The sequence below is a fragment of the Segatella maculosa OT 289 genome (genome assembly GCF_000243015.1).
GTDB classification, from domain to species: Bacteria; Bacteroidota; Bacteroidia; order Bacteroidales; family Bacteroidaceae; genus Prevotella; species Prevotella maculosa.
In genome coordinates this window covers 47,022-59,062 of sequence record NZ_JH594500.1, presented here as the reverse complement: position 1 = coordinate 59,062, position 12,041 = coordinate 47,022, and the positions used below count along the sequence as shown (strand labels likewise).

Below are 12,041 nucleotides of genomic sequence, written 5' to 3'. Positions count from 1 at the left end.
TATGGCCTCCTTACTGTTTGAAAAGTTTGTAGTTGCTGAAGATATTCTCTTTTTCGGCTCCCGTATCATCCGTGCTCAACGGGAAAAGGTTTTTATCAGCCGTGTCATTGAAATAATCGAGCATCGACACAGGGAAGGCTTCGCCTACCTCCACTCTGCCCTCATCCAGCTGTTTTTTCCGATAGAAGAATGATTGCCTGAGCTGTTCAACTATATTGGTATTGTTCTCTGCCTGAAGTTGTGTGCAATGGATTCCATCAAAATGTTCCTTGCTATAAAGATGACCCTCCGGCATCAGGAAATACGCTGTACGTTCTACACTATCCCGTTTCTCTGCACTGAGCATGGTGCGGTATAGCTCTAGCTGAATTGAACGATTGGCAGTCAACAAGTCACGGTAATAGGACTTTGAGGATGTCCACTTGAAGTCAAAGACTACAGGATGATGATTTGCATCTTCAAGTGTCATATCAATATATCCCACCATATCCCAGTCCTTGTCATTCTTCAATAGTCCCATATCTTTCTTGACCATTTGTTCACAACCGGTAACGGTAAGACGGTTGTCACGTATTATTTCCAGGAGTATGCCAAGGCATCTGCGTAACTGCTCTTTCAACAGTTCTGCATCTAAACGGTTCTCTGGCAGATACAGTATCGCGCCGCAGGATTCTATCTGCTTACGAACCTGCTCTTCAAACTCGTTATTAATACGCTGTTCTATCTCATCTACCCTGCTACATGATTTGCCATCACGAGGTGCGAAAAGATTTTCAATCACGGCATGTGCAACAGTACCCATTGTGGTCTTGACATCTTTGATGCTACTGGGACCAGTACTGACGATGTTGAGCATACGCTCCATCAGGTAATCAAATGGATATTCAACAAGCGTACTGATAGTAGTAGGACTAAGATGCTGTGGCCATTTGAGCAAGTCGGCATGATCGAATGGGATCAGCGACTGGATATTATTGTTCCTTACGAGCTTTACCTTTTCTGTTTCCTCTTGGTATAGGTTCGGTTCTGTAATAAAGTCGTTCAAGTTTTCAACCTGACTCTCCAGTCTTACCATGATGGGATGCTTGGGAACAGGTTCACCTCCCACATAATCAGTCACAACTAATATCAGCTGTTCTTCCGTCATAAAGAATGGCAACAGTTGCATCTGATGATGAAAGTCCAATTCCTTTCGTTCGTCCCAAAGCATAAGGGAGTCCTTGACCTTGGCTCTCTCTGTAGGATAGAGGAAGGCACAATCGAGTGTTGGCACGTCACCGCCTACAAAATTCATCCAAACTGTTCGTCCGCTGTCCGAAGCCATTTTAGAAGGGCTGTCGATGAGTTCCCTGCTACCTCTCTGTGCAGCATATTGCATGAAGGACTCTCCTTTGTACAACGTGCTGATCCATGATTCCACCTGTTTAAAATCAACATATTCGCCCATGTCTGATGATTCAAGCAGGAGGACAAAAGTGTCGCACATTTGCGCAAGGCTTTCCAGTTGGCTGCACCAGCCTTCATTTCCTGACTTCTCACTAAGGAAGTGTGCCCGACTCCTTGCCCAACCAGAAATACTGTTCAGGTAGGTCATCAGTCGAGTACAGTCAATCTTGTTATCAGAAGGGACATCGAATGAAGGGAGATAAGTATTGACTAAGAGTTGGCGCTCTTTCTTCTCATTTTTATCTCGTTTGGCTTTCGCCTCTTCTGAGAGTTTCTCCTCCTCTTCCTTGTCATGATAGGTGAATTTACCAGAGATGTAGTCTTCAACAACTTTGCGACACTTGTCATTCCTGTAGCCGCCTTCGCCAATAACAGTTTCGGCAAGGATGCCTCCAAAGAATGTGCCAAAGGGCTGCATGGGTGAATAAAGCCAGCTGATTAAACTTTGGATATTCAGCGGTTCTTTCAACATGTCAATACCGAGGACAAAGAGTTGTATCAGCTGTGGGGCAGCTTCGGCCATACTGCTCCCCATTGTAGGCTTACCCATCATACGGAGCCAGTTATCCATTGTCTTGTTGGCATTGTTAATCCATACATCTGCTTGTAGTTCATCACCTTTCAAGGCAAGGTATTCATTGGCAGTCTTTTCATCTGCAAACTTGTATATCTGGAATGAACGGTCATCCTTATTCAAGGTCAGCTTGACATCAGACGAAGAGTTAAGCATGTGCGCGATATGGGAAAGATTATTTCCACGGAAGCCTTGGAAATCTTTGGATGAAATCCTTGCTCCGTGGCTTTGCAAGGCTGTCAGCAATTCCCGAATAGCCGGATGGAGCATGGCTAATTCACAAGGCAGTTCAACATCAAAATCCTTGAAGAAACCGTCCTCTACCCTATTTATATATAATAGGACATCCTTCAATCTGTCAGACATCCCTGGAGAGTTGAAAAACTCTTCCGTACCAGCAAGGACATTAAGACGACCACTGGCATCGTCGTCCTTATTGGCCTGCCACTTGTCAAGCACAAGGTTATCACGCCATCTAAGTGCTTGCTCAGCTGTACCCAGAGAGGACAACCTGAAGGATGCTGCCAAAGCATTGTCTGGATTCCGTTTCATGTATTCCGACATTGCCTTGTAATAAAGTACTGTGCGGTTGTTACCAGATATGTCATCCACATGGATTCCAAGTCTTAGTTCCAACATGGCAACCAGTCCCATGTTGTCACAAACCATTGTGTCCATCAGCTCTGGATGCTGCTCGTTCAGACCGATAAAAACATGCCCGCTATACTCAGGCGAAAACAGTATCTTCATATCGCTATAATTACATATTTGGATGCAAAGCTAACTTGATGTTGTCTCAATTCGTGGGACAAGATTGAAAAATGTTCTTATTGAGGACAATTTTCCTCCTCAGGCTCATACATAAGCGCAGCCTCCAAGTGCATGTCATGGAGTTCATCAGCCAGCCATTGGGGTGATAAGACTTTGACCTGATTACCACGGCTTAGAAGATGGCCACTCAAATCAACAGTCGGGCGTATGAACAGTTCAAAATCGGCGAAGTTCTCACCTTGTCCAATTTCCCGTTGAGATTTGTGAATAGGCAAATCCCTGATATAATATCTCTCGTAACCGTAGGCTCTGATAACGATTCTTTCCGGCTTCGTGCCGTCGCCAACAAGAACGCCATAGCACTCATCAAAGTAGGTCTGAGCATCAAAGTCTGGGTCTATCTGGAACTTAATATCCGTCATAGACATTTTCAGAATCCTGTCGAAAGAAAAGACCCCGAAGTAATCAGACTCCGGCTTTTCTTCTGTTGCATCGCGGTGGAAATGCCCCAAGATATACCAACGCTGTTTGAACATCTTGATACAATAAGGCTCAAAGTTCAAATGATTAGGGGTATCTGTTCCATATTTCCTGTAATCTACTTCAATCCTGACACCCTTCTTCATGGCTTCGATGGCCATCCTCAGATAATTTCCCTCGGAAGGTACGGGTTGAAGCAGGATCCTCTCTTGTAGAGACAGACTCTCGCTGATGATATTGTTCACAGAGAGTGTTGACAACATCCAATTCTGAACGCTGTCTTCCCTGAGTACATAGTCGTTACCTATATAATACTGGTAACCATTTTGACGGTCGCAGTCAATATAGATGCCAAAAATGTCCTCAATAGCATCTTTATGGCGATTGAATGTAGAACGAGCAAGTTCCACACCTCCACTCATATCAGTTTCAACCCAGCGTTCGTTGATTTCGGCGAACGTAATCCTTCTTGCTCTGCGAATGGTGTTCACGAGCCAGATGTACTCTTTGAATTTTGCCGGTATAGTCATACTAATCCTTTTTTATCAATTCACATTTCTCTCCAAAGCCAGTAATAAAAACGAGCTGACGGGCACGTGTAATAGCAACATAGAGCAACGAGCGTTTGGCTGATAAGAATTCTTTTTGTGCCACCTTATCCATGCCTGAGAAAGGATAGCCCTCTCTAACTTTTGAAGGAATATTTCGCTCATTCACGTCTATCAAAATAATCACACGGTATTCCAATCCCTTTAAGGAATGGAATGTGCACAGATCGATTCCGTCTGTACTACCTTGCTTCTGTGCTCCTTTAAGCACACGATACTCTTTGCCATCACGGTGAAGACGGCTTTGGATATTCTTTAGGAGTTGCATGCTTGGAGCTGCGATGCAAATCTCCGATAGCTTAATGTCATTAGCCTGACATTCTTCCAACCATTCCATGACCTGACCCACCTCAGCGTTGGCATCACTGACCATCTTGTATTGTGGAGCGACACCATCGTGAATGAGAGAGACATATCCATTTGTGGATTCCTTGCCTCCGTCCATATCGTCATAATCGACACCCTTAATTACCCCAACAGCCATCCTTCTAATAGGCTCAGTAGTACGATAATTGATTTTGAGTTTGCGACTTCTCACACCTCTAACATTGATACCCGCAGCACCGAAATTCATCTTCCGTCCTGAATAAATACGCTGTATAGGGTCTCCAACAAGGAACAGGTCATTCTTACCCTCAGCAACTAATGCACGAAGGAATTTAAGTTCAGGATTTGAGAAGTCCTGGAATTCGTCCGCAATGACGTTTGTATATGGATGAATACCATTATCATTGAGATAGTTGGTCGCTTCATTGAAAAGTTCAAGCCTGTCAACAACCCTACGTTCCTGTTTAAGAGCCACATATTTCTCTACAAGTTTCCAAATATCAACCCGTTGCTTACGGCTTAACGCCCTTGTACGGCCAACACGCGGCTGCATCATATATTGCTTCACATCCTTGTTGCCATAATATACAATAACATCGATGTACTCATCATAGAGGAACTGTTCGTCAAACTCTGTCACTTCGGTTTCAAGAACTTCACGCCATAATTTCAGAGATTCTTCATCACCACTATAGTCCAGAACTTTATAACCATCCTTTATCTTATATGCCTTAACAACATCAAGCAACACGCTGTCGATATTGTTCAGCTTATACTTTTGTACTGGCACATCCAATTTTGCTATAGAATCGGCAAGATTGACGCTTAACGTTCTCGTGTATGTCGTAAAGAGAACGTGAGCATCAGGATTTTGGCAGAGATATTTCAAACGATGAATGGCGGCAATGGTCTTACCAGTACCGGCACCACCACTGACCTTCATCGTCCCCTTATATTCAGCATCAACAAGCTTCCTTTGAGATGGATGCAGGAATATCTGCCATTTATCCATTCCTTGCTCGATGATACGCTGAAGTGCATCATCATCAGTAATTTCAACGAACCTCCGTTTGTTATTGTCACTGAGAAGCTTATCTTCATTATCATGAGCTTGTCCTTCCTCTATAGTACTGATGACGACATCTATATTCTCTCCGTCCATGATATTGAAGATGTTCTCGTATGCATCCAAGGGCAATATAGGCTCCAAGGCATCAAGGTCATTTAGATTCTTAATGCTCATCACTCGACCTATCGCCTCTTGTGGAACGCCTATCTTCAGGAGTTTATCTTCTGGAACGCCAGTAAAGAAAGTCGAAGTTTCAACTACGGGAGCTGTAGGAGATTTGGTTTCCTCCTTCTCTTCCACATTCACCAACTGGCAAGCCTGTGTATGTTCATTCCAAACAAACTTTTTGCTCATGCCCCATCTGTATGCTTCTTCATGGTCGGCTACATACAGTAGAGAGTATGTGTTGCCATCGAGCATACCAATAACAACCCGATAGTTGTCATCCACGCGAGCAGTACGCATGGTAGAGTTTTTGAACTGTGCAATCGGTTCCAGATGTATTCCTGGAGAAGCTGGGTTCTCGCGGAATTTCTTTTGGAAAGCAACCACTTTGTCTTGTGTCTTCTTCGGAAGTTTGAAAACTGCATCGAAGAATGTTTCTGATAAGAACAGTCTCATAGTTATATTGTTATTTTATTAATTCTTCATTAAAGTCTTCCTGGGCAATCACCATATAGCCATTCTGTTCAAAAATAGATGAATCATTGGAATCAAATGGATCAATGGCTATCTTTGGATTATCAATGATCATTGCTGCACTCGCAATTACCTCATTATCAACATTAGTGAGTTCAAAGATACCTTCATGGCTGAAAGGTACATTGTTGTCAAGTAAAATATCAACGATATCTTCCATTCCAGGATAGAGCTCTTTGATTTCTTCCCGGTTAACAACTGCTTCAGTTGCAGCCCCATCTGTTTCCTCTTTGGAACCGGCTGACCAGAATTGGATAAGGTTGTACCTCCGCCAGAACGAAACCCATTCGTCCTTGTCGAGTTCCCTTAATCCCTTATGTAGATGAATCTCATATTTAACCGCGTTGCTGAAAGCTTGATGCACTTCATCATCTGAAGATGTGTCAGTCAAGTTCTCGTCACAGTTATTATCCAGCTGAATAGAGCCCTCATAAAAAGCAGCTCCATTCGGGAAGAAGTTCGGAACATCATTGATGCACCAGAAACAATCTTCTTTGATTGCCCCCAACTGTGCTTTCTCCAACAGCTGTCCCAATCTGGAAACAGAATTGAGGCCAAGTTCATCCTCCTTTTCTGACTCAAAGAGCTGTACATCCTCCCATGTGATTGTCCATGAAAACATACGCTGGGGTTTGGCTTGCTTGATTCCCTCACGCTTCTCCAAATCACTGTAGAACCTCATATTCGGGTCACAAGCATGGTACTTATAACCATCCAAGTAGACAGACCACCAAGGAATCTTCATCAAGTCCTCTATCTCTATGCCTCCTATCTTGGCATACGTGCACATAATCTGGAAATCAGGAATAGTTATATGTCTTACACCATACGCCATAGTCAATTCAAATTGTGGTCTGATACTATAGCGTAATTCTGTATTATCTCTATCGTCAATTAGATGAAGTTCATAATGATAGGAATCATCATCAGGAACTTTCTCGAACTCCCAATTGTTATTCTTTGCCATTGTCTGCATGGCACGGATAAATTTCAGTTCCAGTTCACTGTCTTCAGCTGCTCCTGCTTGTGCGATAGTACCAACCGAGCCGTCAATCCTTTCCCATGTATTCGCTCCATCGACAAGTTTGCCGAACATGGCCTCTGCTTGCTCCCTGCTGAAAGCATCACGGCTATATTGGTTGCCGTATGTCAATATACAGTGATAGCATCCATCCTTACCTTCCAATTGACATTTGCATTCTTTGATATTATCATAAGCGTCCTGAAGCAATTTGGAAAAATCTTGGGTGTTGTACAGTTTTGCCAGATAACCTGTGCCGCCAGGGATGGTATCATACATTACGAGATAATAATCTTTCTGCCCTGTCGCCTGATTCACTTCTGTATAGGAATCAATACGGATATGCTCAGGCGAGGAATGGTAATACTCTTTCATACCTAGTTCTATGCCAGACTTAAACATCTCTACCGAAGCTTTTGCGTCCATAATCTGGATAGGCAGCAAAATCTTGATGGCTTCTGTCTGCATGTGGCGATACAGATAAAGTTGCTCAAAAACTTCTCCATTTCTGTCATTCGCAAAAGTAACGTCCTTGTGATTACAGAATCTATAGTGCTGTTCAACAGGTTGGTGATCTTTGTTCATCTTCGAGAGTAATGGAGTGGACTTTCCGCAATAACGGCATGTAACGAATCCATTCTCAGGAATGACACCCTCATTATTGACCTCCACTTTTGTTCCCGACTGCATCTGCATTCCATAGTTGGCTTCATAGAGATCCATATTATTGCAGAACTCTATACCGAAACCGATATTCTTCATGGCAAAAGAAGAAACGATTCCTTTGTGATGGAACATAAAATGCTTTTTAACGATAAACTGCTCTTTTGTCCTTTCCTCATTGGAATCATCGAGAACAGCATCCACCTTGAACATAGCACTTCTCGCATTGGTAAACCTGAGATAGTGATGCTGATTGACTCCCCAAGATGGATCTCCACACTTAGGACAAGCTGCCTCAGAATACTCTTGTGTTCCTTTTTCCGCCAGGCAATCACATTTTGAACAATATCTCATTGTCACGAGGTTGTCCTTCCAGTCGAATGTCGGTATGCCACTGACTTCCAACTGGAACTTCTGGGTACAGAACTTATTACCTGGAGCCAACTCCTTGATTCCCTGAGAGGCTGAACGTGTCAGTTCTATTACCTTCGGCTCTGCCACATTATTCTTCTTATCCTCCTTCTCTTGTGAAGAATAGACGCTGGCCTGAAGTTTCACACCTGTTTCCGGGAATGCATAGTTAGGCAACAATCCGCAGTTTGTCATAAACTCTATAAGGCTCTCACCTTGGATATTTGCGTATTGCTTCTTACAAGCCTTTATCAAGTCTCTGATGGCTTCCTTTGCAGGGTCATTAGGTTGCAACCTTTCTTCTTGCTGCTTGTAATCGTTCAACTCTTCTCCAAGTCCATACAGCCTGTCTGTCAACGAGCGGAACTCTTTGATAATATTCTGATAGAAAGACTCATCATCAAGCGAGTCTGCCAATCTATCCAATGTAGGGAGAGTCTTTTCGTCATACTGCTCTGTAAACCGTGATTTCAACGTGTTCTTATTTGCCTTGATAAAAGCAATGATACGATTAACCACAAAACCTTCTGACGACATACCACCTTCCGTTAGTTTCAAGTCTCTGATACTTGACGGAAGCGTGTTTTCCGAACTACTGCTAATCCATGTGTCAATGCAATAAGCAAAAAAGTGGCGACGCAAAATATCCTTTGCTTCAAGGAAACAGCCAGGAGTATTCACCTCTCCCTCCATCATCTCATCTGGATAGTTGAAATAATACATGTCGTGCGGTTCTCCCGAATGAGCATAGTTCAGGACTAGCGCGGAACCCTCCTTACGGCCAGCACGACCCACACGTTGCAGGAAGTTGCTGGGCTTAGGTGGTACATTGGCATTACCCATCACGTTCAGGTCACCAATATCAATACCCATTTCAAGTGTTGACGTGGCGGTCAACACATTGACAGAATTAGAATGTGGGTGTTCCTTGAAATCCTTTTCAAGTTTCTCCCTTTCGCCTCGTTCCAAAAGTCCTGTATGTTCACGGGCATATACACGGGGGGACAAATGACGGTTGTATACTTGCTGATAGTAATTCAGTTCCGGATTGATTTCCTCTGAATAGGTACCAGCACACTTGTAATCCAGACAAAGTGTATCTTCTGCAAGTCCATCACGCTTGGCTACATATAATGTCGACTGACAGTTACTACACTTGATATGCTTTACATGCTTGCTTACCCAAATGTGGTCTGGATTAATGACATAGTTACCACCACCTTCAGGCGCTTTGTTAACCAATCCGACTTCTTCAAGTGTTTCAAACAACTTTCGGATGAAGTCATTGAACAAAGTCGTATTCTTTTCTATGGGCCAGTTGAAATATCGCCAGAAATAGTTCGTAAACCAATTCGGTTTTTCACGTCTCAGGACGGCTATATCAAGCATATCATCATTCGTAGCCTGAAAATTGATACCTATCAGTTTGGGGAAACGTACACTTCCACCAAACTTCCTGTTCAGGAAATGGCGAGAATCATACTGCCAGTTAAGGGCATATGATGTAAGTTTCTCTTTCCTGTACTTATCCAGATAGGGATGATCAACAGCACCGTGCCGTCTCATGCGCTGCAAAATTCCATACACATAATGCCGGAAAGCTCTCTCGTCCTCCGCTACATAAGCAAGATTATTCCCTATTAGATAATCCTTCATGAGATCATAGACTTTCCCTATATCCTCGCTTTTGAAGAATGTAGCGGAAGAGCCAGTCTTTTCAAGTGTACGACCCAGTTGTGATGTCAGGCCAAGTTCACTGACAATCTCCCAGTCTACCCTCAGGTCAAACTCACCCTTGAACGTCTGCATGAAGCCACTTCCTTCACGGTAGTTATGACGCAAATCAATATGAGATGCCAAATCAGCAGGAAGGAAACGATGGTAATAGTCTTCTTCAGAAAGCTTGGCTTTCCAATATTCTTTGAAGCCCCGTTGTAGTTCCTCGATGTTGACAGGTTGCTCCAGCGTATTGATATATTGCTGCATTGACTGACGGAACAAGAAACGGAACGTCCGCGCCTCATAGAAGCCAGCCTGATGAGCAGCATCCTGCACGCTGTTGTTGAACACCAGGATTTTTCTCTCCTTCTCATCAGCATGGTCAAAGTCGCTCGACAGTACCTGACTGATGGCCACACTCGACAAAGTGGATGTTCGTCCACCTATCTGGCAGATTGAATCACTATTACATTCAGGACAGTATGAAGCAAATCGTTGGTTGCCACCTCTCGTCGAGGTTGTCCTACTGCACACACGTACACGAAGCGTATCACTATCACTGACACTTGCTTCGCGCAAGTCCTTCATACACACATGATGGGTGACGTTAATGGCATTCTCATTGACATATTCATCGATAGCCTCATGTTTCTTAGACTCAATATTCAACAACCTCACCTCTTTCTCCCTATCCATGAAGGCCTTGTTAATTGTCGTAATGTCAGAACAATAGCAATCGTCAGTAGCCAATCGGCGGGTTATCCAACCACTCGCACCACATTCACGGCAGAAATACATGGGAAGTGCCACTCGGTCTTCATCTTTATTCAAACTATGTCGCCACGTGAATTCCGGCTCCTTCTGGAAATAGCGCAAAATACCACTCAATTCGCGTTGCCATAACTGCACTTGCAGATAGAGCATGGGGATAAGCTTATTGGTATCATTAAGGGGACGCTTAGCGTATGCGATAAGTGCCAGCAAATTTTCCAGCACTATCATACATGTTTTCTCTCCATCTTGAAGATACAATTTGCGGAAACTCACATCTTGGTCGATAAGTTTCTTCTGTATCTCATCAAGTGAGAGAATACCCTTATTCAGAATATCCAATAACGATTTTACGATGCCCATACTGCGCAGCTCACTGCCAGCTTCTATTGGAGAAATAGAAGTGTTCTTCAACCAGACCTTGCACAGACGTTTGATGTAACTGTCAACACTATCATTAGAACCAAACTCGCAACTTTTGAACAGTTTTGAATTAGGCAGGTTTGTATTTGTTACATGAACGTACTCATCCACGGATATGCGATGTTCTTCTATCACATCTTCTTCTTTGAATGTCTCACCGAACACGTCAGAAGCATATTCACACAAACATTTTTTGCTGTCAGGGCCATTACCGATTGTTGCAGATGTGCCAATCGGGCAAAGCATACCTTTCGACATATTCAACTTCAGCTTCAAACGACGAATCAGATTAGCAACATCAGTACCTTGTGCACCATCGTATGTATGCAATTCATCCAGAACGATGAATTTAAGATTCTTATTCTCGGAATCAATATTTCCTCTCCAGAGAGTGCTGAATCGCTGGCGCATCAATCCGTAGTCAAGCATCTTAAAGTTAGTCAGAAGGATATCTGGAACCGTATCAAGAATGGCATCACGATTCTCTATGATATGGTCTTCACCCATGTCACGAGGATAATCCTTGGGATCTGTACCCTCTCCGACAAACAGTCCGGCTGTCACCTTGCCTTTCAGACGCTCGTCTTTCCAAATGGTTTCGGCAAGACGTTTTGCCTGGTCACTGGCAAGGGCATTCATCGGATACATGATGATAACTTTCACGCCAACCTGTCTCTCATACTTGTTGCAGTTATAGCAATAGTCGAGTATAGGATAAAGGAAACACTCAGTCTTACCCGAACCTGTTCCCGTAGTAAGCAACGTTGGCTCTGGCTGGTGTCCATTCTTCATGGTCAGTTGGCTGAACGCTTGCAGCTGATGCTTATATGGAGGAAAGCTTGGTGCGATATCCAAAGGAATATTCTTGCTTTCTTCCTCTGTTGCTGATACAAAGGGCGTTTTCAGTGAAATATAAGGCCCTTTGAACAATCCATCATCTTTATCCTCGATAAAGCGATAGAAAGCATCGCTGACATCCTTCTCCTTGAACTTGAAGGTTGCCTTGATATACTCAATGATAGAATCACGTACCTCACGTGCTTGTTGGAGTGGTAACAT

The 12,041-nt window shown here is 43.5% G+C and carries 4 protein-coding genes; all 4 read right to left on the bottom strand.

The window, feature by feature from the left end:
- Positions 1 to 10: 10 nt before the first annotated feature.
- Entirely contained in the window at positions 11 to 2,770 is a 2,760-nt protein-coding gene (locus HMPREF9944_RS00160) for a PD-(D/E)XK nuclease family protein (protein ID WP_008563603.1), read from the bottom strand.
- A 77-nt stretch (positions 2,771 to 2,847) separates the two neighbouring features.
- Complete coding sequence (locus tag HMPREF9944_RS00155) at positions 2,848 to 3,801, bottom strand: helix-turn-helix transcriptional regulator (RefSeq protein ID WP_008563602.1); 954 nt, start codon at positions 3,799 to 3,801, stop codon at positions 2,848 to 2,850.
- A 1-nt stretch (position 3,802) separates the two neighbouring features.
- Positions 3,803 to 5,896 (bottom strand): UvrD-helicase domain-containing protein, encoded by a 2,094-nt coding sequence (locus HMPREF9944_RS00150; RefSeq protein WP_008563601.1) that lies wholly within the window; start codon positions 5,894 to 5,896, stop codon positions 3,803 to 3,805.
- A gap of 10 nt (positions 5,897 to 5,906) precedes the next feature.
- Positions 5,907 to 12,041 (bottom strand): DEAD/DEAH box helicase, encoded by a 6,135-nt coding sequence (locus tag HMPREF9944_RS00145; RefSeq protein WP_008563599.1) that lies wholly within the window; start codon positions 12,039 to 12,041, stop codon positions 5,907 to 5,909.